Annotated in this window: 18 protein-coding genes; 1 reads left to right on the top strand and 17 read right to left on the bottom strand. The window is 32.5% G+C overall.

The features are described from left to right. Positions 1-16: 16 nt before the first annotated feature. A complete protein-coding gene (locus tag RM51_RS08830; RefSeq protein WP_052248442.1) occupies positions 17-1,954 on the bottom strand; it encodes an SPFH domain-containing protein in 1,938 nt (645 codons plus the stop codon). A gap of 447 nt (positions 1,955-2,401) precedes the next feature. On the opposite strand from RM51_RS08830, the gene RM51_RS08825 reads away from it, so the two are divergent. After that, a complete protein-coding gene (locus RM51_RS08825) occupies positions 2,402-2,842 on the top strand; it encodes a hypothetical protein (protein WP_052248441.1) in 441 nt (146 codons plus the stop codon). Positions 2,843-2,873: 31 nt separating this feature from the next. Here the strand turns inward: RM51_RS08825 and RM51_RS08820 are convergent, their stop codons facing one another. The 16 genes from RM51_RS08820 to RM51_RS08745 form a co-directional block, all read right to left on the bottom strand. Then, positions 2,874-3,674: a patatin-like phospholipase family protein gene (locus tag RM51_RS08820; RefSeq protein WP_039367839.1), complete on the bottom strand. Its 801-nt coding sequence runs from the start codon at positions 3,672-3,674 to the stop codon at positions 2,874-2,876. A gap of 121 nt (positions 3,675-3,795) precedes the next feature. After that, a complete protein-coding gene (locus tag RM51_RS08815) occupies positions 3,796-4,410 on the bottom strand; it encodes a PH domain-containing protein (RefSeq protein ID WP_039367671.1) in 615 nt (204 codons plus the stop codon). Positions 4,411-4,809: 399 nt separating this feature from the next. After that, positions 4,810-6,198, bottom strand: coding sequence for a dihydrolipoyl dehydrogenase (lpdA, locus tag RM51_RS08810; protein WP_039367669.1), 1,389 nt, complete (start codon positions 6,196-6,198; stop codon positions 4,810-4,812). Positions 6,199-6,428: 230 nt separating this feature from the next. Next, positions 6,429-6,680, bottom strand: a complete 252-nt coding sequence (locus tag RM51_RS08805) for a hypothetical protein (protein WP_039367666.1) — start codon at positions 6,678-6,680, stop codon at positions 6,429-6,431. 95 nt (positions 6,681-6,775) lie between these two features. Then, positions 6,776-9,439, bottom strand: coding sequence for a glycoside hydrolase family 3 N-terminal domain-containing protein (locus tag RM51_RS08800; RefSeq protein ID WP_039367664.1), 2,664 nt, complete (start codon positions 9,437-9,439; stop codon positions 6,776-6,778). A 247-nt stretch (positions 9,440-9,686) separates the two neighbouring features. Next, a complete protein-coding gene (locus RM51_RS08795; RefSeq protein ID WP_039367661.1) occupies positions 9,687-11,129 on the bottom strand; it encodes an alpha-L-fucosidase in 1,443 nt (480 codons plus the stop codon). 130 nt (positions 11,130-11,259) lie between these two features. Then, the gene (locus tag RM51_RS08790) at positions 11,260-12,159 is read right to left on the bottom strand and encodes a TIGR01777 family oxidoreductase (RefSeq protein WP_039367658.1); all 900 of its coding nucleotides are present in this window, start codon (positions 12,157-12,159) and stop codon (positions 11,260-11,262) included. Between the two features lie 147 nt (positions 12,160-12,306). After that, positions 12,307-13,011 (bottom strand): YqjF family protein, encoded by a 705-nt coding sequence (locus tag RM51_RS08785; RefSeq protein ID WP_039367655.1) that lies wholly within the window; start codon positions 13,009-13,011, stop codon positions 12,307-12,309. 107 nt (positions 13,012-13,118) lie between these two features. Further along, positions 13,119-13,595, bottom strand: coding sequence for an SRPBCC family protein (locus RM51_RS08780; protein ID WP_039367652.1), 477 nt, complete (start codon positions 13,593-13,595; stop codon positions 13,119-13,121). Positions 13,596-13,672: 77 nt separating this feature from the next. Next, positions 13,673-14,455: a fatty acid desaturase family protein gene (locus RM51_RS08775; RefSeq protein WP_039367650.1), complete on the bottom strand. Its 783-nt coding sequence runs from the start codon at positions 14,453-14,455 to the stop codon at positions 13,673-13,675. A gap of 11 nt (positions 14,456-14,466) precedes the next feature. Then, positions 14,467-15,279: a DCC1-like thiol-disulfide oxidoreductase family protein gene (locus tag RM51_RS08770; protein WP_039367647.1), complete on the bottom strand. Its 813-nt coding sequence runs from the start codon at positions 15,277-15,279 to the stop codon at positions 14,467-14,469. A 5-nt stretch (positions 15,280-15,284) separates the two neighbouring features. Then, positions 15,285-15,656: a hypothetical protein gene (locus RM51_RS08765; protein ID WP_039367644.1), complete on the bottom strand. Its 372-nt coding sequence runs from the start codon at positions 15,654-15,656 to the stop codon at positions 15,285-15,287. A 140-nt stretch (positions 15,657-15,796) separates the two neighbouring features. Beyond that, positions 15,797-16,459 carry a class I SAM-dependent methyltransferase gene (locus RM51_RS08760; protein ID WP_039367641.1) on the bottom strand — a complete coding sequence of 221 codons (663 nt, stop codon included), beginning with the start codon at positions 16,457-16,459 and terminating at the stop codon, positions 15,797-15,799. Beyond that, complete coding sequence (locus RM51_RS08755; protein ID WP_039367638.1) at positions 16,452-17,399, bottom strand: hypothetical protein; 948 nt, start codon at positions 17,397-17,399, stop codon at positions 16,452-16,454. Before RM51_RS08755 ends, RM51_RS08760 begins: the two co-directional genes overlap by 8 nt. Before the next feature lie 73 nt (positions 17,400-17,472). Then, a complete protein-coding gene (locus tag RM51_RS08750) occupies positions 17,473-17,973 on the bottom strand; it encodes a GbsR/MarR family transcriptional regulator (RefSeq protein ID WP_039367635.1) in 501 nt (166 codons plus the stop codon). Positions 17,974-18,122: 149 nt separating this feature from the next. Beyond that, complete coding sequence (locus RM51_RS08745) at positions 18,123-22,658, bottom strand: TonB-dependent receptor plug domain-containing protein (protein ID WP_165584993.1); 4,536 nt, start codon at positions 22,656-22,658, stop codon at positions 18,123-18,125. Positions 22,659-22,687: the final 29 nt, after the last annotated feature.

The following is a 22,687-nucleotide window of genomic DNA, read 5'->3' as shown; positions in this document are numbered from 1 at the left end:
TCAATTTTGTTTAAAATTAAGAGTTTTCATCCGTGTTTTCATTACTTACAGGAGCACTTTCAACGCTTTTCTTTTGAACCTGTTCTAAAAGCTGAAGTCCCAAAAGCCCACTAATTCCACCATTCGCAGAATCACCATTCCCTCCGATCAACACTTCAGGCATAATTCTCACATTCTGATTGGCAATATTTTCCATGATTTTCAATTGGGTAAAATTATTTCCACCCATTGCTTCCACAGATAATTTGTAAGATTCCGCATTCGATTTACCGATTGCCAGGATTTTTTCTGCTTCAGCATTACCTGTTAATGAAATCTGTTCCGCACTGGCTTTTGCTAACAACTCTATTTTCTCGGCTTCTGCTTTTGCAAGAAGTCTTGTTTTTTCGGCTTCACCGGTTGCTAAGAGCTTCAATCTGTCTCCTTCTGCATTTGCCTGTAATCTTACGGAATTTGCGTCTCCCGTGGCTTTTTTAACGGATGCATCAGCAATTCTCTCTGCAATTACAACCCCTTGATCTGCTTTTACGATTTCTTTCTGCATATCAGCAACAGCGGTTTCTTTTTCTAAAGCCTGACGTGTTTCCTGAGCCAACATTTCGGTTTCGTAGGTGATTTTTTGTTCTTCCGCCAATTTTCTGTCTGTTAAGGTTTTCATCAAACTTTCAGGAGGAACAATTGCCCCGATCAACGTATCAACCGCATTTACATTATACTGTTCCAAAACACTGCTGATATGATCTTTCGCCGACTGCTGTCTTTCTTTACGAGTTCCTAAAAATGCAATGACATCACTATCCTGAGCAGAATTTCTGAAATAATTTCCAATGGTGGGTTCTAACACCTGACTGACAAGATTGATCATATTCCCGAAACGGGCAATCACTTTTGGAGCTTCATAAGTCGGGATATGGATGATTTGTGACACGTCAAGATTGAAAGGGAAACCGTCTTTACTTCTTACCGTAATGGTAGAAAGGTTTTTATCCAGTTGGTGAGATTCACTTCTTTCATAAGCCCAGTTCAGTACCAAATTGGTCGTAGGAACAAGTTCTACTTTCATAATATAAGGATTGATCGGATATTTTCCGGGACCAATAGGTTCTGCCCAAACTCCTTTATGACCTTTTTCAACAATATTTCCATGTTTAAAATCAACACCGCTCAAATCTTTACCTTCTTCTCCTACATAGCTGATAATCACCCCAACATGACCAATTGGAATTTCCGTCATTCTCACCATTTCAACTTTTGTAAACCAAGGGTTTAAGAAATAAGAACCTGCCAAAATCACCTGCTCCTGAAGACCTTTATATCCTCCGTTATTTAAAAAAGTATCAACATCCTGAAATTTATTATGATCGTTAATAATTTTCCCGGCAATCTGCCCTTCTTCCAAAGGACTTCCTTCCATTGTTGTAATAATTCCCACTGCATTATCCGGAATCTGAGTCATATCAGTTAATTCCATTTCAAACAATAAGGTATTGATTCTGTAAGATCCCGGTGCAATGATTGCAGTCTGGCGGCCTTTTCTTCCTCCGTTCTTTAAAAAAGCTTCCGCATCCTGAAAAGAATCGCAATCGACTTTTCTTCCTAAAATCCTTCCGGTTTCCAGCTCCATACCGTCTTTAGCCAATAACAATCCTATTTTCCCGGTTGGGATTACAGTAAAAGGCTGAAAATCGATAGAATACTGCCAAATCCATTTCCCAAAATAGACTCCGGGAGCTAATGTCTGTGCCTGAAAACCTGCTTCACCGTTGGTGGCAATAATCCTTCCTTCGGGAAGTTCCTGTTTACCCACCAATACAAATTTCTTGGTAACCAGTCCTATTCTGTCTTGGGGAACAATAATTAATCCAAAGAAAATTCTCAAAATGAATTTGTAGAAAAATACGCACAAAAGTGCAATTACGGCCGGAACCATCCAGCCATGAAAAGCTAATTCCATAGTTTTTTTGTTTTTTGTTTTGATTAAATTTGAAAACAGGGATTGTGCTCTATTTCTTCGGAATACGAAAAAGCAGAGTACGAATTATGTGATAATTCTTTCGAAAAAATTAAGAGATTGAAGGAGGAGATGTATTAAAAATCGTGAAGATGATTTCTGATACTTTTAATAGAAAAAACTTAAAGTTAATTAGTTTCATTTCAATAGTAAAGGAACGAGATCCTTTGGTGATACAAATGTACACAAGAAAAGTAATCCGTTGTTTCAGATGCTGGCGATATTTTATCAACATTATCATAATAAATTGAAAATCAATATTATTATTTTCTAACACAAACATTTAATACCTTTAAAAACCTCTTTTTCAGCACCCTATATTCTTGTTTAAATTTAAAAATTGGCTTTAAATTTGATGAAGTTTAACATCAACAACAAAACATTAAAAAAATGATTAAAAACCTTTTATTCGGAATCGCACTCTGCATTGTTCCGGTATCGTTGGTTTCTGCCAATAATTTTGATCCCAAACCTTATTATACAACAAACAATAAGGGATACACTCAAAACGTTCCAAAAACAGTTATTATTAAAACCAAGAAATTCAAGGTAAGAATTGATAAACAACCTAACGGAAATTACCTGTATCAATCGTGGGGAGCCAATACAAAAATAACGGCAAAACCGAATATGATCATCAGCAATGGAGAATTAACTCCGGATGGATCTGGCGGAAATTACTATTATGAGTTCAATAACAACGGATATATTTATCAGGTCTGGAGAAATTACCTTACAGATTCAGCTAAAAAAGCTCCTTATACGCTCGTTGTGATTAACGATAAAGGAGATACAGTAGTAAAACAAGACGCATATGTCGTTAAACAATAATAAAATCACTCTGGTAAACGCCAGAGTTTTTTTATGTTCCCGATTTCCTTAGTTCTGTATAAAAATGACTTTCATAAAAACTGTCTTTGGCAGCATTATACCCAATATTGAAAATCTGTTCAAGACGGTCTCTTTTTCGTTCAAACGTTCCAAAACTGGATAGTTGTTGAGAGGAAATAAACCAGTCACAATAGTCAAATTTCACCTTCTCAATTCTATAAGAAAGAAGATCATACGAACGTGAAACAATAGCTTTAATTGATTTTAAATCATCAATTTTAGTATCATGAGGTGGGGAAACAAAAACACCGATTAGCTTATCACAATCGTCACGAATAATATCTGCAGGAAAATTATTAAGTACCCCTCCGTCACAAAACATTTCCTCCTGTAAAATATAAGGAGTCGTAATTCCCGGAATAGAACAGGAAGCTATAATGGCATCAGTAACTAAAAAATCTTTGTCAAAGATCTTCTCTGTTCCGGAAACTAATTCTGTAGCGACAATACGTACTTCCTTGTCTAAATCTCCAATCTTCATATCCTGAAAAATCGGCTTTAGGTAATTGTTAAAAATAACCGAAGAAACTAATCCCGGCTGATTGAACGTAAAATGTTTCCAGTTAAAGAAATAAACCGACTGAAAAAAATCAAGGATTTCCTCAGGAGTTTTGCCTACAGCATATAGACATCCCACAATAGAACCTGCACTACAACAAGACAAAATATCTATATCAACATTTTTTTCATGTAGAAATTTTAAAACTCCCGCATGAGCAATACCTTTAGTACCACCGCCCGATAAGACCAATCCTGTTTTTTCAAAATTCATTGAATAAATGTAAGAAAACATCATTACACAACGCATTTAAATATTCTAAATATTTTGTTAATTCTTTACAGCAAAAAACCACAGACAACATCTGTGGTTTTTAATATGTAGAGGGTAACTCTTAATTATTAATATACTTTTCAAAAATTCTTGAGAAATCTTTCTGATTATATTTTTCGAAACTATTAATGTTCCAGTCAAAAATATATTCGTTGATCGCTCTTAGCTCCTGACTTTTCGAAACATTCTCCTGTTTTCCGGAAGCCACTGTTGTGATTGCTTTTTGTATGCTGTCATTAGAAAAATTCAACAAAGAATGGTTGTGATGAACCTCTTGCTGAATGGCTAAAAGCGCTTTATAAAGATCTTTTAACTGATCGATCTGACCTTTTGCAACACTGATCATCATGGGAACATTCCCTATATTAAATGAAATCTCAACATCCAAATCGATTGTTCCCGCAGTTTGCAAAGCAATATTTGAGAAAGGAAACTGATAATATTCGTATCTCTTTAATATTCTCTTTTTATCCAAAGCACTTGCTCCGTCGATGTGGATCAAAGCTCTGTTGGTAAAACAATATTCGTCTCTTTTAGATTTAATCAGGAAAAATATTTTCTCCTGATCTTCAGATAAAATATAATCGTCTGAATCAACTTTATCATAATCCTGAGAAGGAATAATCTTACCTATATCTCCCAATCCTAAAGCTTCTGCAGCTAATTTCTTAAACATAATTTATTTTAATTTGTATTTTATTAAGTGGCTAAAATTAAGAAAATAACTGAGATAAAATCGAAAAAAATTATCTTAGTGCCTGTTTAAATTTCATTAGATATTAAAATTATCATTCATTTTTTGACGCAAAGATTTTGTCTAAAGACTTAATTATTTAAGTGAGCAAAGAAGAATCAACAAGTTGATTAGATGAAGCTGGGTTTTCAAGCTTCGCGAGGCAAATTTTATTTGCCTTTGCTTCCTAAAAATAACCCATATAGCTGAATAAAAACTTTGCGTTTAAAAATAATAGAGCCATAAAAATTTTAAATATCAAATTTAAATAGACTCTTACAAAATGAAAAAACCACAGACAAAATCTGTGGTTTTAATATATTTAAAATTGATTATATCAAATTAAATGTGGATCACTTCTCCGTAAGCAGCAGCTGCAGCTTCCATGATAGCTTCAGAAACTGTCGGATGCGGGTGAATTGACTTAATGATTTCATGACCTGTAGTTTCTAGTTTTCTAGCAACAACAGCTTCAGCAACCATATCTGTAACTCCTTCTCCGATCATGTGACAACCTAACCATTCACCATATTTAGCATCAAAAATAACTTTGATGAAACCATCTGTATTTCCGTTTGCCGTTGCTTTTCCACTTGCAGAAAGAGGGAATTTACCCACTTTGATTTCGTACCCTTTTTCTTTAGCCTGCTTTTCTGTAAGACCTACAGAAGCAACTTCTGGGTGACAGTACGTACATCCAGGAATATTGCCATAGTCGATTTTCTCAACGTGCATTCCTTTGATTTTTTCAACACAAGTAATTCCTTCAGCAGAAGCAACGTGTGCTAAAGCTTGAGTAGGAATCAAATCTCCGATTGCATAATATCCAGGAACTGAAGTTTCGTACCATTCGTTTACTAAAACTCTTCCTTTATCTGTCTGAATTCCTACTTCTTCAAGACCGATGTTCTCGATGTTTGCAGCAATACCAACAGCAGATAATAAGATATCAGCTTCAAGAACGATGTTTCCTTTAGCAGTTTTTACAGTAGCTTTCACTCCTTCTCCGCTTGTGTCAACACTTTCTACAGAAGCATTGGTCATAATTTCGATCCCTGATTTTTTCAAAGATTTCTCTAAGTGTTTAGAGATTTCCTCGTCTTCTACAGGAACGATATTTGGCATAAATTCAACAACAGTTACTTTAGTACCCATTGTATTATAGAAATCAGCAAATTCTACTCCGATAGCTCCAGAACCTACAACGATCATAGATTTTGGCTGCTCAGGAAGAGATAATGCTTGTCTGTATCCGATTACTTTTTTACCGTCTTGAGGTAAGTTTGGCAATTCTCTAGAACGAGCTCCTGTAGCGATAATGATATGAGTACCTGTATATTCAGTTACTTTTCCATCTTTATCTGTAACAGAAACTTTTTTACCTTTTTGTACTTTTGCAGTTCCTAAAATAACGTCGATTTTGTTCTTTTTCATCAAGAATTCAATCCCTTTGCTCATTTTAGATGCAACACCACGGCTTCTCTGAATTACGTTTGGAAACTCAAAGCTTGCTTCCACTTTGTTCAAACCATAATCTTCAGCATGGTTAATATAATGAAAAACCTGAGCAGACTTCAACAAAGCTTTAGTTGGAATACATCCCCAGTTAAGGCAAATTCCTCCTAAATTTTCTTTTTCGATAATTGCAGTTTTGAAACCCAATTGTGCCGCTCTAATTGCAGTAACATATCCACCAGGACCACTTCCGATGACAATAATATCGTAATTCATTAGTTTAAAATTTTTATGCGAATTTAAGGAAAAATATTGGATGAAGCACGTTTCTGGAAAAACGTGAAGCAATGCATAACAATTACTACTTTCATTTAATTTTAAACAAAAAAGAGAACACAAAAAGCATTCTCTTTCAATAAATTTTACTTTAATTTAAAAATTTCATAAAACCGAAAGTATAGAATTAATCGATTTCGATTTTACTATTTCTAAAAAATATATGATTATTATAACTGTTTAAGCAATTTTTTCTGACTTTGATATTTTTCATCCAACGCTTTCAGCTGATCTCTTTTCATTTTTTTCGTTGCCAACGGGTGATTTAAAATTGCTTTTCTTTCTGCGTTATATCTTTTATCCAGTTCTTGTCTTTTATGAGCGATAAGTTCCTTTTTCGTAGGATGTGGCGGCAGCTCCTGAGCAAGAACATTCATAGATAAACCTAATAACAATACGATTGATATGAATAACTTTTTCATAATATTTATTTTTTATTTCACTTAGGTTACCCTATAAATATTACAGATATCATACCAATATTGAATTTTGCTTTAGATACAAGGATTGATAAACATTATTCTATTTCAATATTTTGCTTCAAAGGCAGATTTTTAGAATAATTTCCAACAAAAATTCTGTACATTCCTTTTTCCACGATCCAGTTCTTTTTCTCGTCTAAAAACTGTAATTCTTTCACAGGAACTTCAATTGAAATTTGCTTTGATTCACCAGGTTTCAACTCCACTTTTTGGAAACCTTTCAACTCAATAATCGGTCTTGAAACTGAAGCCAATAAATCTTTTACATATAATTGTACGACTTCGCTTCCAGCTTTTGAACCTGTATTTTTCACATTCACTTTTGCAATGATCGTATCGTTTTCAGAATATTTTGTTTTATTTAATTGTAAATCAGAAATTTCGAAAGTCGTATAACTCAGTCCAAAACCGAAAGGATACAATGGTTCTCCACTCAAATCATGGTAATCGTTTCCTCTTCCTGTCGGATGATGATTGTACGTCAAAGGCAATTGTCCTTCCTCAATTGGGAACGTAATCGGTAATTTCCCTGAAGGATTTTCTACACCGAAAAGCACTTTTGCTACGGCATTTCCGCCTTCTTCTCCAGGATACCAAACGTCTAAAATCGCTCCTACTTTATCTTTCCAATCCGTTGTTTTGATCGCAGAACCGCCCACCAAAACAACTGCTGTTGGCTTATTTAATTTTGAAACTTCCTGAATAAATTGTTCCTGGTTTCCTGGAAGACTCAACGAAGAACGATCCTGAAATTCACCTTCATGAATTCCAGCTGTAACGATGATGTAATCTGCATTTTGAGCCAACTTTAAAGCATCATTAAATTCTTTTTTATAGTCATTCAGACCATAATTCCAGATTAATTCGATGTTTGCTTCTCCTCTATTTTCATGAAATTCAATGACAATATCAGATTTTTGACCTTTAACAAAATCAACTGCAACTGTTTTTGTTGAATAACTCAATTTTTCCCAATTATCAATCAATAATTTTCCATTTAAATACAATCTGAAACCATCATTTCCACGAAGTCCCAATTGATATTTTCCGGAATTCGGAGCTTCCAGTTTTCCAGTCCAACGCACACTGTAATTGTCGGGCTGCAGTTTTTCAGGATTTGGAGAATATAAAGTCCATTTAAAATTTAACTGCTCATCCTGTTTTTCAAAAGCAGGATTTCCTTTTAAATCGGAATTGGAAAAATAATTTCCTTCCAACCCTTTTTGATTATCCGAAGATAAAAACTCGGTCGGAACTGTTACAAATTGCTTCAAACTCCAATCAATTCCTTTTGAATAATTGACTTCGATATTTTTATTTTTAGCGAAATTTTTAATTCCATCCAAAATACTCACCTTCTTATTTCCCGGCCCGGAATAACCGCCTAATCTCGCATCAACAGCATCGGTTCCAACCACCAAAATCTTTTTATAATTTTCAGAAATAGGAAGCGTCTTGTTATTATTTTGAAGCAAAACAAAAGATTCAACAGCCGTTTTTTCCGCTAAAGGTTTATGATTGATTTTCTTTAATTCTTCAATATTTTTAGTCGAAACATAAGGGTTTTCAAACAATCCTAATTCAAATTTCGCTCTTAAAACTCTTACCACCGCATCATCAATTCTTTCCTGTGAAATTCTTCCATCCAAAAACGGCGGAATAAACAACTTATAATGTTGATATTCGGTTTGGAAAATCACATCAAGTCCTGCATTAATTGCCTGTGCAGAAGCATCATCGTAATCTTTCGCCGTAAAATGCAGAACATTTGCACCGCCAACCGCACTTGCATCGCTGATCACAAAACCTTTGAAATTCCATTCATTTTTTAATTTTTCGGTCAATAACCAATGATTTGCTGTAGAAGGTCTTCCATCCAATAAATTATAAGAAGTCATCACCGAATGACTTTTCCCTTGATTAAAAGCCTTTTGAAAAGGAATTAAATGAGTTTCTTCCAAATATCTTTTGCTCCAATGAATCGGATATGAATCTCTTCCGCCTTCCCCAACATTCGCTAAAAAATGCTTTGGAGTTGTAATAATTCCCTGATTTTCAAAAGAAATAACGAAATTCACACCCATCACGGAAGTCAAAAAAGGATCTTCACCGTAAGTTTCTTCGGTTCTTCCCCATCGAACATCGCTCGCCAAATTCACAACCGGAGTCAAAATCTGACGAATTCCTCTCAATTTAGATTCTTTTGCAATGGCTGTCGAAACTTGTTTCATCAACTCAGGATTGAAGGTTGCCGACAAACCAATCGCCTGTGGAAAAGCTGTCGCACCTTCACGCATCAATCCGTGCAAAGCCTCATCAAAAGGGATAATTGGGATTCCCAATCGAGATTCTTCCACAAAATATTTCTGAATTGCATTGATTTTTTTCGCCAATCTTTCCGCATCTTCATTCGCATTGTATTTCAACAATTGTCCGGCAACTCCACCACCCTGATTTCCTGCGCTCACCTGCAATCCGAAAATTCCGTGAGCATATTGACCTTTCGGAACATTATCCAAATCTCCTGGAATCATGAAGCATTGCCAGAATTTCTCTTCCGGGGTCATACGTTTCAGCAAATCCTGAACCCTTGCTTCTATAGGTTGTTTTGGGTCTTTGTATAAAGGTTTTTGAGCGACAATAAATGTAGTGCTCAATAATGAAATTACTGTAATTTTAAATCTAAGTTTAAAATGCATAGCAAAATAATTTTATTTTAATGATGTTCTTTTGCCTTGAAGCAAAAGAACCAAAAATTCAAGACTTGGAACTCTCCACTAAAAATTAAAATTTAATCCTAAAATTCCCAAAACTTGCGCGAATTCAATATTCATTCTTCGGTTCAATATTCGTGTCGCGCTTCAAACAATGGGAATTTCTTAACGGATTAAGTTTTAATTTTCTTAACGCTTCGATTTCCTAAGTCGTTTTAAAGACAGTTTATAGTTACTGTGTAATTTGTATTACGGTTGAATATTTTAATTGAGTTCTTTCTTTTGGTAAATTGAGTTCAATTGAATTTCCTGATTTTTTCCATTGAATTTTGTTTGATAATCCTAAAATTTTCACAGATTTTGGTTTAAAATTATCCGGAATTGTAAAACTTAATGTTGATGGAGATTCATAATTTGTTTTTTCATCCAAGTGAAAAACATTTACTGTTTTACCGTCTTTGCTTTGTGTGTAATAAAAGTTTCCGTCATGATAAGGAGCAATACTTCTCGTCGCAAAAACTGCCGACTGGTTTTTATCCATCCAACCTGAAATTTCATTTAATCTTTCATACACAATTGGATCGTAATCTCCGTTTGGTCCGGGAGCAATATTCATCAGATAATTTCCACCTCTCGAAATAATTTTAATTAAAGTTTCGATGATTTTTTGAGACGATTTATAATTGTCATTCGGAACATACGAAAACGAATCTCCCATCGTAATGCAGCTCTCCCAAGGAATAGAAAGCACTTTTTCCGGAACGGCTTGTTCGGGTGTTACATAATTTTCCCACTTTCCGGGAACGGTACGGTCTACAATGATAATTCCGGGTTGATTTTTTCGAGCCATCGTTCCGATTTTATCCATGTCGATATCCTGTTCAACCTTGATGGTTCTTTGCCATTCAACATTCGGATCAATGGTGTGAAACGGACGAACCCAACCTCCATCTAACCAAAGAATATCAACTTTACCGTAGTTTGAAGTGATTTCATTTAATTGATTAAAGGTGAAATTCTTGAAATTATTCCATCTTTCAGGGTACTTTTTAGGATCGTAATTTACATTTCGGTCTTTCGGCGGAAAATATGACCACCAATAATCATCTGAATGCCAATCGGGTTTTGAAAAATAAGCTCCGATTTTGAAACCGTCTTTTCGGAATGTATTAAAAACTTCTTTCACCACATCCGCTTTTGGATTTTTGGAGAAAGGTGTTTTCGAAGAAGTTATTTTATAGTCAGACTGTTGCGTATCGAACATCGCAAAACCATCGTGGTGTTTTGTGGTAAAAACCACATACTTCATTCCAGCTTTTTTGGCTGCATCTGCCCATTTTTGTGGATTGAACTGAGTCGGATTGAAAGTCGTCTGAAGATTTTCATAGTTTTTCACGTATTCGTAGTAAGATTTTCCGTGTTCAGATTTTCTTTTCGTCCAATCTTCATCTTCCGGACATAAACTCCAACTTTCGACAATTCCCCATTGACTGTATGTCCCCCAATGCATAAAAAGTCCGAATTTTAAATCCTGCCAGTTTTCAAGATTCTGAACAACAAGCGGATCTGTCGGTTTTTGATAGCCTTCTGAAACATTATGTGCCTGAGAAAAAAATGTTGATGATATGAGTAATGATGAGAAAAATAAGGTTTTCGTTTTTGGTCTGATTGACATTGAAGTTTAGTTTTTGCTAATTTAATCATCATTTATTAAAATCGCAAAAAGCTTAAATATTTTAGGCTAAGGTTGAGATTTAAATTAAGATAAATCAAAAAACATTTACAAATTCACAAAAACACCCTTATCATACTTTTATTAAATTTTCAAATGCAGAATCGATTTCAGAATAAGAGAATTTAAAACCACTATTCATTAATTTATCTGGATAAACATTTCTACTTTTTAATAATAATTCCGTTTCAGTATTTAAAAATAAGGAAGCGATTTCCAATTGCCAGACTGGTGCATTTAATCCAAATGGAACCTTCATTTGCTTTCTTAATTCCTTCATAAATTCTTCATTAGGCAAAGGCTTGGGAGCCGTAATATTGATTTCTCCTGAAATATTTTCATTGTAAATTATAAATTCTATAGCCTTGCAAAAATCATCAATGTGAATCCAACTTATGTTTTGATTTCCTCTTCCCTGCTTTCCACCCAAACCAAATTTTGTCATCATCTTTAGTTTAGGAAAAGCTCCGCCATTGTTACCTAAAACAATAGAAGTTCGCAAAGCTACTTTTCGTATATTTTCTGTTTTTGTTTTAAAAAATTCGTTTTCCCAACTTTTACAGATATTCATTGAAAAATCATCGCCAATGATTCCGTTTTCTTCTGTATTTAAATGATTTTCAGAATGAACATAAATAGTTGCCGAACTTGCATTTAACCAGATTCTAGGTTTATTGATACATTGATCGATTGATTGTTGGAGAACTTTTGTACTTTCGATTCTTGAAGAATAAATTTCCTCCTTATTCTTTTCGTTGTATCTGCAATCAACAGATTTTCCGGTAAGATTGATAAGAACATCTGAACCTTCAATCAAACTTCCCCAATCACCTAGAGTTTTTGCATCCCAATAAATTTCATTTTCACGTTTTGGATTTCGGGTTAAAATAAACACCTGATTTCCTTTTTCTGTAAAATATCTTTCGAGGTTTTTTCCTAAAAAGCCCGTTCCGGCAGCGATGATTATTTTCATGGTATTTTGTTTAATGATTTATTGTTAAAATTTTACATGAGATGCTTCGACTTCGCTCAGCATGACATCGCTAAAACTTATCTCTTTAATTGCTTAACAAAAAAAATGATCCAAAACTTTTTACTTTTTACTTGGCTCTTTTTACTTTCAAACTAAATATTTCTTAGTTTTCACTTCAATTTCAGAGCCTTCTGCTAGCATCACGGAAATTGGTTTCTGATGATTTAAATATTCAAAATCATTTCCGTAAATGGCTTTAAAATCGATTTCTAATTGATGATTTTTAACTAAATAATACTCCCATTTTGGATGGCAGACTTCATATTCTGAAGTTTTATTTTCTTTTTTTGTAAAGCCGTAATAATGTTCTGTAATGAATTCAAATTCGGAATGGGGTTCCATTTTTAAGGGTTCATTCTCAGCTTTAATTTCAATAGAATGCCATGTTTTATCTTTCCACGAGTATTTTATTAGTAACTCTTTATCATTTTGATCAATTGTATTTTTCATTGGCATTGTTTTATAATTTTCTTTATAGATAGAATTGGCAACAAAACTTAAAGCCTGTTTTGGTACAATTTCTTTGATGAAAACCACCCCTCTTTTCCATTCGTTTCCTTCTTTTTTCTTTACGTAAAATCTTAAATTAACTTCTTCAAAGTTTCGATGAAAAGGAATCGGAAGACCTAATAGTTTTGTATTTAAAAACATAAAACCAACAAGACTTACGTAACATTTTCCTTGATAGAAATCGAGTTCTGTACCAATTGGAAGATATTTTTCTAAGATTTCTGGATTGATTTCGTAATTAATGATGGCTAGTTTTCGCCATTCGGCTTTTAGGAAGTTCATTGTGTTTGTTTTTTAATTAATTCTTGATTTTTATGCTGAGATGCTTCGACAGGCTCAACATGACATATTTCTAATACTAAGTTTTGACGCTCGCTTCGCTCGCGTTTTTATCCTATTTTTCTAATCTCATTCTCCCTATTTTCTGCCAGAGTTTTTATCAATTTATTTCGTTCTAAAAGAAAGTTTTTCATATAATTTGTAAGAAAAAATTTGTTGAACATTTTTCCGATCATTCCGAAAGGGGATTCAAATTCAAAAATATCTGTCATGATTGTGTTTTTACCTTCCTGCGTGAAAATATGTTGATGTTTCATTGATTTAAAAGCTCCTTTCTGCATTACATCTACAAAATGATGTGGTTTATTCATACTAATAATTTTGGTAGTTAATGTCTGATAAACTCCTAAATGTTTTGCTCTCCAGGTTACAGTTTCGCCTTGTTCTATTAATCCTGAAGTTCGTCCTGCAATTGCTTTTTCATTGGTTTTAGAAGTTGACATTTGGTGTAAATCAATATTTCTAGATAGGTCGAAAACAGTTTGAATATCCGCTTCGATTATTGTACTTAAATGGATTCTGGACATTTTTTTAAAATTTTGTTTAATAAAGATGCTTCGACAAGCTCAGCATGACATCTCTACTATTTTTTATCAAGGCTTATTTAAAAGGTTTGCTTCTTATTCAATTCAGGTAAAACGTTGTCGATTCTTTCTGCCAATTTTGGAAGTTTTATGGTGGGAACAGCCGGAAAAAGATGGTGTTCCATATGATAAAACATACTGAATGTTAATTTATTTTTCCAAAATCCGCGTTGAGTTCTTGCTATGTTTGGATTTTCATGGGTATCATGATGAACTGTCCAGACTGCAAAAAATGCCATTAAAAGTTCTCCGAAAAACATAACTAAAATATGATACTTCAGAAAATTAATCTGAAAATAAAACACAATAAAGGCAAATACTAAAATTGAAATCAGCTCAAAAGCCATATCTCTTTTGTAGTATTTATTAGCTTTTTTGAAAGTAATCCAATGAATCAAAAACATATGTTTCGGTCCATACAAAATCGCTTCGTACCATTTCATGGAAGCTGATTTCCCCTCATAATCTTCTTCGGAAAGACAGTATTTATGATGTCTGATATGATTGAATTTCACCGCATGAATCGACGCCATCATTGAAATACTATTTAAATACATTGACAACCAAGTGAGAAATTTCCCTGTTCCCAATGAGTTGTGAAAACCATTGTGAACCTGTCTCAAAGCGGTCAGAAAATAAAATCCGGAAAACGGAAGTGCCACCCAATAATATCCTTTATAAGCTAGAAATAAGGAGATGAAAAACCAAGGTAGACTGATGTTATTTTCAACCAACATTTCCTTTGTAGAAAGGTATTTTAAATCTTTCCATTCCACTTTTTTTATTAATTCTGTATGTTTCATTTTTTAGTTTTTTAGAGAGTAATCCAAATTAATGTTATTAAAACAATGATTCTGAAAATCATCCATGAAAGTGTCGGCAGAAAGTTTAGTTTTAAAATTCTACATCTTCTGATATGTTCCAAAAACATGATCAATACTACAATTCCAAAGTAGATCATTGATGAGATTGAATTTAGATTTAAAAATAATCCGGGAATTAACAACAGAGTTCCAATGAGAGAAACTGTCATCATATTTCCTAAATAATTCCATGTTTTATCTTTTAAATAAGATTTTAAAAATAGAGTCTGCCAAACGATTTGTCCTGCACAGATTGTAAATTCTCTCCAAAAATTCTGACTTAAGCCCAAACCTAATTTTGTTGAAAATAAACTTAAAATATATCCTGATAAAATGACTACAAAAACCATGTAAGCAACTCTATACTTGAAGTTAAAATCAGGAACACAGGCTTCTTCCGTCTGATCTTTCGCTGAAGGGATAATCTGTTTTCTGTTATAGGAAACGAAAGAATACAGCTTTTTGAAAAACCAATATAAAGGTGCTATTCTTGCTATTTTTTCTAGTAACGGAAATGAATTCCCTATAATTAAAAGCAAAGAATCCAATCCGTAAACTACTCTATTTTCATTATGATCTACCAAAGCAATTTCGTTTTTTGCACGATGAACATCAATCAATGCTTTATTTTTTAAACTCAGTTCTGTAAAGGCTTCTCTACCATTTTTATCCAACATTCCGGATTTTATGAAACCTTTTGAATAGATTTTGCACATTGGGCATTCATTGTCGTAGATGAGGGTGTGATTTTTAAGAGTTTTCATTGTGTTTATTTTTGAGATTTGTAAGCTATGTAAGTATAAATGATATAAGAAATTGCAAGAAACGGACTGTAAATGAATCCAAAGAAAAGTATGTAGAAAAATATTTCGCCAACTTTTTCAATTTGAGAGTCATAGAAATATATTAACCAAACAGGGATAATAAAGATTCCATATAAAATGTACATCAGATTTTTAGGATATTTTAATCCTAGGCGAATTAAATAACTTAATAATTGAATTCCTCCCATTACATGATAAAATAGCAGAAAGTAATTTTCAAAAATTAAGTCATAATGTTCAATAACAAGCCATCCAATGATATATGCAATGAAAATTGTGGACTGAAAATAAAAATCATATTTCAAGAATGCTTTCATGGTTATAAATTTTAAAAAGTTACTTTTTTATTTTTCCCACTGAAGTAAAAAATCAGGAATAAATGAATGATTAAATTTTTCATAATTATAGTTAATTTTATATTTTCAGTAATTTTTGAAATTCATTATCAAATAAAAAATCAATTTCTTTTTACATGCAAGATTTCAACCATATCCAAGTATCTTTTGTGAGATAAAATTGACAAATCATTATTAAAAAACTGCCTTTTCAAGCTGAATAAACTTTTGTTTTTATCTATGTAATGAAACAATTCTTTAAATTCTTTTCCAAATAATTTAGTCACCAGAACTTCAATATACCATTTTACACAATGCAACCTCCATTTGGTTTTTGGCTTTACAAATTCCACAATGATAATTTCCCCGTTTTTATCAATTATTCTTGATAATTCATTGGCAAAAAGAATCATTTTTTCGTCTTCTATAGTTTTTGTTCCGTAAGAACAAAGTATAATATCTGCCGATTGATCTTGAATTTTATTATCAAAAAAATCACTCTGAATCTGCTCGATCGAAAATAAATTTTTATATAATGACAATAATTTTTTGTTCATCACAGAAGAAAAATCTAAAGTGATAATTTTTGTTTTTTCATTGTGTTTTTGTAAAAATCTAAGGTTTTCACCTTGTCCGCTCATTAAGTCGAGAACTCTTTTATTACCATAATTATCAATCTTTCTTACGGCAATTTTTCTGAACAGCTTTGTAAAACCACAAGAAGCAATTTCATTAATGTAATACTTTGGCTGAAGTTTGTCGAAGTATTGTTGAAGATCAGTCATTTTCAGATTGTGTTTTTATTGAATTTAAAACCTGGTATTGCATTCTGTCTAAAATATAATTTGACCATTTTTTCCAGTACCATTTTGGAGCAATTCTATAGCTGTATTGGGTTTTTGCAATAATTTTCGTTTTATTTTCAGTGATTTTTTCTAAAGAAATTTGTCCGTAATCTACAATAAAATAATCATGTAAATGTTTTGCATCAATATCTTCATAAGGCGTCATTTCTTTCATCGGTACGGTCTGATTAGCCAATGAGAACTTTACCGTTTTATTTTTCACAAATTCATCAATATTTAAATTGATTTTGTCATTATTGGTTTTACATTGATACATCATTTTACCATTTGTATTAATCAACTCAATGCTTTTAGGATAACTTACTCCTTTTTCAAATAAAATAAATTCAGGATCATTAAATAAAATTTCTGAACTTAATAATTTCCAGACATTTTCCTGAGAAGAATTAACTATAATTTCTGTGGTTACGGTATCCTGAATAGGTTTTATATAACTGTCAAAAATATAAGAAGCCGGATTCACAAAAAATATAAAAATCAAAATACTGTTGAGTGTTTTTTTCCTGTCGTAATATCCTGCAATCATCCCTATCAGAAACATTACATACAAAGGAATAAAAATAAAAGGCATTGCCATGAGAATACAAATTGCACCTTCGGCTCCTATCATAATTAATAACCCACTGACTGCAGAAAGTCCTAAGAGAACTAAAAATAGGTTCAAAGCAATTTTCTTGGATGCATGATTTTTATCGTATTCGGTATTATAACCCCAAATTAGACCAATTGTTCCCGGAATTGTTAAAAACAAAGTAATTCCATATTCTCCATCTGTAATAAGATGAAACCATGCCAGAATTATAATCAAAATAACAATAACACTTGTAATATAAGGATATTTTTTAAAGCAATTTTTCATGATATTATAAGTTTTATATTTTCAGTAATTTTTGAAAGTTTGTTTGAAATAAAAAAGGATTTTAAAGTCCTTTCTATTTTAATAAGTTAGTGATCTTTCCGACCAACCAGTGATCATCACTCTTAATTGCCAGATCCATAATGTTGAATACTTTTCCCGTCACATTTTCCATTTCCTCCATTAAAGCGGTAAATCTTTGAGCTTCTTCGGTGTTTTCATCTACATTTTTTAATTCGGAGATTGAATTTAAAACGGGTTCGATCTCTCTTTTCTTACGTTCTTTTACCAACTGTTTGAATAGATACCACATATCTCTTTCTGCAAAAAAATATTCTTTTCGGTCTCCTTTCATCAATTCCTTTCGTACCAGTCCCCAATCCATTAAGTTTCGGAGATTCATATTGGCATTTCCTCTTGAAATTGCAAGCATTTCCATCACCTCATCAGTAGAAAGAGGCTTCCCTTCCGCCAAAAGTAAAGCGTGAACCTGCGCCATGGTACGGTTAATCCCCCAATTTGTCGCCAAAGTTCCCCAAGTCTGAATATACTTTTCTTTTGCTTCTGAAAGTTGCATTTCCTTCTTCTTTTAAATTTCTAATACAAATGTAATTATAATTTTTGAATTTTCAATAATTATTGAAAATTAAATTTTAATCTTATTTTAAAAATGGTTGATTTTATCAAAATAAAAAACAACCATTTACTATTAACTAATTTTTAATATCACGGATTTATTAACGCTTTAATTCCCTCATTCCAAAACTTAGCTTCAGGCATATAATAGAGATAAACATTACTCGCCTTTCCTGTGTATTCACCGGCAAATTCAACTTTTAGATCAAGATTAATGGTTTTCGTTTCATTAGCGTCAAAATGTTCCCAATACAAGACTAGATAATTATCGAAAATTTCATAATAAGAAACCTGCTTTTTGTCGACCATATCTTTTAACAACGCATTTTGTAAAGTTAAACCAGCAGGAATTCCGATTTTTACGGTTGTCATAGGTAATTGTGCATTAACCGTATTTTTAACAGTAACAGTCAATCGGTTTGTCTCTCCTACTTTTGAGGATTGAGATTTTAATTTCGTTTCCAATCTAACAGAGATATTTTCACTTTTAGGAGCTTCTAAAGTGTAATACTGATAATCTAATTTATACGGTAAACCTTTTTTATGTAAATATTCAACTGTCACATCATTTTCTCCTTTTCTGAAAGCCGAAGCAAAACTGTTATTTTTATCTAAAACGGCGACATTATTTACTTTAATTGTAGGTTTATCAGTTCCATACAGCTTCTCATTTTTTGCAAAGAAGTTGGATAATGTTTCCAGAGCTAAAGCTGTTGCCTGAGTGGAACCAAAACCGTAATACCCATTGTAATTGATTAATTCATCAGCAACCTCAGCGATTTTCAATTGATTTGAAGATTCATTTTTTTGCAAAGCCATTATGTAAAGTGAAAGCGTTTCTGCATTGGCGGAAATTCCACTAGAACCTGTAAAAGTTGCTTTCGTTTTAATATTTTTCCCGGAATATTGTTCGTTAAGAATCGAAACTAAATTATTGTAATCTTCAATTTTCTCAAGATTTTTTGCGGTATTTGCCATCAAAGACAATTGATAAGAATCTTTTGTCACTAAAACTCTTTTTAAGCTGTAGTCATAGTTTTGAAGCAATTCGTTTTTAAAACCAATTTTAGAAAGCACATACAAAACATACATATTTCTTGACCATGAATATTCGGAATAATTGGCTCTCATTTCATAGTTTTTTCTTACTTCAAAAAGTCCGTTTGCATTTTTTTTAGATAAAATAAATGCGCTTAAATTCTGAATTAATTTTGGGTCTACATTCACATATTTTTTCAAATCTTTAAATTCCAGTAAAGCAAATGCAGAAAGTGCAACATCGGATTCGTTTCCTCCAAAATAGGAAAAACCGCCATCTTTATTTTTGTAGGATAACATTTTTTGATATCCTTTTTTCATATTTCGGATAACGTTAGATTCAGTATTTACATCGATTTTTTTTGTTGATTTTAAATAATCCAAAATAAAAATATTGGGATAAACCGTTGAAGAAAGTTGCTCAAAACATCCATAAGGTTCTCTTTTCAATCTTTCCAAATCTTCAAACATCTGCAACGCAGAATTTTCGTATACGTAATATGAAGATATCAAACTTCCGTTGATATATTCTGGAATATTGATTTTGAAATTTTCATTTTTATTATTAATGATTGAAAATTGATGTGGAAAACCCTTTTCTTCAACTTTCAAAGGTAAAATCATTGTTTCTCTAAATTCTCCAGATTTTACAGCGAATTGAATATTAGAGCTAATCAGTTTATCAGTCTGCATGGTTACAAATAATCTTTCCGATTCCAGAGGTTTTAAAGTAATTGTACTATCAGCTTTCATCAGTTTTATATAATTCGGAACAATGACATCCATCGTTAAAGTTCGGGTTTCTGGTGAATTATTTTTAATGACGACCGGAATTGTCATTTGGTCTGTTCGTGTTAAATATTGTGGGATTTTAGCATCAATAGAAATCAAGCTTTGAGCTGCATACGTAGTTTCATCTCTTCCTATAAGTCCATAAGAAGAAATACCTTCCGTCATAATTCTAAACGCTGAATTAGCATCAGACTGATAGAATTCTATCTGAGCTTTTCCGTTTTTATCGGTTTCAACAACCGGATTCCAATATAATGCTTCACGATAATCGTGTCGGTACGCTGTATTTGTCGACTCATAAACCGGATAAGAAAACTGACGTGAATACTCATAACTGACTAAGCTATCATTTGGAATATTTTTTACAGCAAAATAGTTTTTGGGAGTGATGTTAATTTTTAGATTTGAGTTTCTACCTTTTTTAGTATTAATAATTATAACTCCATTTGAGCCACGATTACCATAAATTGATGTTGCGGCCGCATCTTTCAGTATTGTCAAGGTATTAATATCATTAGGATTCAACTGTCTATAATGAAATGCATTTGAAGGTGTATTATCTATTATAATCAATGGTTCTGTATTACCACTGATTGAACTTGTACCACGTATTAGTAAAGAAAACTTTGCTGAGCCAGGAGAACCTGATGCAGAATTCATAATAACACCAGGTGCAGAACCTTGCAGAGCACTTAAAACAGAAACATTTGGTCTATTTTCAAAATAATTATCTGTAATCGTATTTGATGCAACTACTGAGTTTTTTTTTGTAACAGTTTTTGAATAACCTAAAACAACAACCTCTTCAATCTGTGTATTTCTAGAAATTGTATCTGAATTTGAATTAACAGAAGGTAATTTTTTTCTTTCATTTGAAATTGAGAACTTTTTCTCTTTAATCTCCGCTTCTTTAATAATCTCTTCCAAATCGATATTTTCTAAAGACTGTTTTGCTAAAGGATTTATATTAAGCTTATAAGAAAGCATTCTTACATTCACTTTCTGTTTTTTATCTACAGATTTAGCAATAACAGAGTAATATTCATTTCTATTTAAATCTGAATAATAAAACAATCCATTTTCTGAGGTCAACTGTTTTTTAATTTTAGAATTGCTTCCGATTAAATAAACTTCAGCTTTTACAGGTTTTTTGTTTTCATCTTCAACAATTCCGTAGATTGGGTTTTTCTTTTCCGGAAGATATTTGTAGTTTCCTGTTTTTTCAACTTCAGGATTCATTTCAAAGTAACGATAACCGTTTGTCAGCATGACTAGATCTAAACTTTTTGTAGCTTTTTCTTCTTTTTTATCAAAATAAAACGGTAGTCTTTCAATTTTTCCTCTTAATTCTGAATCCATTAAAAACCAAGAAAGAATATGATTCTGTTTATCATCTGCATACGTCCATAATTTATCATCAAAAACACTTATAGCAAGATTTGCAGGAATTGGTTTGTTATTTTCATCGGTTGTTTCGATATTGACAACCGCTTTTTCTCTCGGTAAATAATTTTTCTTAACCAGAGTGACTTTTACTTTCATCTGCTTATTTTCATTCGTGAAAAGAATTCTCTCTGCAAGCGGGATATTATTTTCTGAAACCGTAAACCTGCAAATCCCGATTGGAAGTTCTTTTTCTGAGATTTCGACTTGATTTAAACCTTTTTTTACACTTAAATTTTTAGAATAAATCTCTTTTTCACGGAAATTACCAGAGATTACAACGTTTCTTTCCGAAGTGGAGTTGATGAATAAAGTGATGTCTTGATTTTCCTTTTTTAGATTAAAAACAATTCCTTCATTTTTTGCAACAGGAAGCTGGTAAATCTGACTGATATTTTCCGGTTTTAAAACTTTTACATAATATGTTTCACTATTTTTTGGAGTTAAATAAAAACTTCCCATTCCGAAATTGTAAGCTGAAACCTCCGTTATTTTCTGATGATTCTGATTATAAATTCCTAAAACGGCATCTACCGGTTTTTCAAATTCATCCAAAACTTTAAAAGCGATATTTTGCTCGATTCCGTTAATCATAGTTCCGCCTTCGGGCATAAATTTTAAGTCCAGATTATTCAAAACAATCGGAATATTTCTAGAAATAGATTCCGTGAAACCATCAAAATTGACTTTTATATTCAAAAGAGCATCAGAAGATTTCAAAACTTCAGGAAGTTTAAATTTCAGCAGATATTTTCCTTCTTTATCGGTAATTAAATTGCCTTCCGTAATTTTTTCACCTTGATGCATTACCGTAAAATATGCCTCATAATAAGGAATCGGAAGATTGCTTAAACTTCTCATTGAGAAATCAGCCAAAACCTCATCTCCGGCTCCATAGCCTTTTTTAGGGAAATCGAGTTTCATTAAAATTCTTGGAGATACAATTTTCTGAAGCGTAATTTCTTTTTCAAAAACGTTTTTTCCAGCTTCATTCTGCATCCAGGCTGTAAACGCTCTGACTTTGTAAATTCCACCTTTCATGTCATCTCCAAAGTAGAAATAGCCTTCTGCATGACCATTTTTAATTTCATACTTCGATTTTTTCACTACAGTTCCGCTCGGATCAACAAGTTCAAAATTGACAACTTTAGATTGCTCGGTTGGAAGTTGATTTTCAGCCTGAACAACATAAATTTTAAAATATATTTCCTCTCCAGGCTTGTAAAAAACATGATTGGTTTGTACGTATGTTTTTTCTTTTTTGAAATCATTGAATTTATTTTGTGCTTTACAAAACGAACTTGAAAACAAAATAAAGAAAAGAACGATATAGTATAAAAATTTGAATTTCATGGGTTTCATTTTAAGTTTGAAATACTTTT

Origin of the sequence: Chryseobacterium taiwanense (genome assembly GCF_000813825.1) — a bacterium.
Taxonomy (GTDB): domain Bacteria; phylum Bacteroidota; class Bacteroidia; order Flavobacteriales; family Weeksellaceae; genus Chryseobacterium; species Chryseobacterium taiwanense.
This window is presented reverse-complemented; position numbering and strand designations above follow the sequence as displayed.

Bases quoted from the DNA above. Each gene is read 5' to 3' on its own strand.
- RM51_RS08830 (WP_052248442.1), bottom strand. From the start codon at position 1,954: ATGGAATTAGCTTTTCATGGCTGGATGGTTCCGGCCGTAATTGCACTT.
- RM51_RS08825 (WP_052248441.1), top strand. From the start codon at position 2,402: ATGATTAAAAACCTTTTATTCGGAATCGCACTCTGCATTGTTCCGGTA.
- RM51_RS08820 (WP_039367839.1), bottom strand. From the start codon at position 3,674: ATGAATTTTGAAAAAACAGGATTGGTCTTATCGGGCGGTGGTACTAAA.
- RM51_RS08815 (WP_039367671.1), bottom strand. From the start codon at position 4,410: ATGTTTAAGAAATTAGCTGCAGAAGCTTTAGGATTGGGAGATATAGGT.
- lpdA (WP_039367669.1), bottom strand. From the start codon at position 6,198: ATGAATTACGATATTATTGTCATCGGAAGTGGTCCTGGTGGATATGTT.
- RM51_RS08805 (WP_039367666.1), bottom strand. From the start codon at position 6,680: ATGAAAAAGTTATTCATATCAATCGTATTGTTATTAGGTTTATCTATG.
- RM51_RS08800 (WP_039367664.1), bottom strand. From the start codon at position 9,439: ATGCATTTTAAACTTAGATTTAAAATTACAGTAATTTCATTATTGAGC.
- RM51_RS08795 (WP_039367661.1), bottom strand. From the start codon at position 11,129: ATGTCAATCAGACCAAAAACGAAAACCTTATTTTTCTCATCATTACTC.
- RM51_RS08790 (WP_039367658.1), bottom strand. From the start codon at position 12,159: ATGAAAATAATCATCGCTGCCGGAACGGGCTTTTTAGGAAAAAACCTC.
- RM51_RS08785 (WP_039367655.1), bottom strand. From the start codon at position 13,011: ATGAACTTCCTAAAAGCCGAATGGCGAAAACTAGCCATCATTAATTAC.
- RM51_RS08780 (WP_039367652.1), bottom strand. From the start codon at position 13,595: ATGTCCAGAATCCATTTAAGTACAATAATCGAAGCGGATATTCAAACT.
- RM51_RS08775 (WP_039367650.1), bottom strand. From the start codon at position 14,455: ATGAAACATACAGAATTAATAAAAAAAGTGGAATGGAAAGATTTAAAA.
- RM51_RS08770 (WP_039367647.1), bottom strand. From the start codon at position 15,279: ATGAAAACTCTTAAAAATCACACCCTCATCTACGACAATGAATGCCCA.
- RM51_RS08765 (WP_039367644.1), bottom strand. From the start codon at position 15,656: ATGAAAGCATTCTTGAAATATGATTTTTATTTTCAGTCCACAATTTTC.
- RM51_RS08760 (WP_039367641.1), bottom strand. From the start codon at position 16,459: ATGACTGATCTTCAACAATACTTCGACAAACTTCAGCCAAAGTATTAC.
- RM51_RS08755 (WP_039367638.1), bottom strand. From the start codon at position 17,399: ATGAAAAATTGCTTTAAAAAATATCCTTATATTACAAGTGTTATTGTT.
- RM51_RS08750 (WP_039367635.1), bottom strand. From the start codon at position 17,973: ATGCAACTTTCAGAAGCAAAAGAAAAGTATATTCAGACTTGGGGAACT.
- RM51_RS08745 (WP_165584993.1), bottom strand. From the start codon at position 22,658: ATGAAATTCAAATTTTTATACTATATCGTTCTTTTCTTTATTTTGTTT.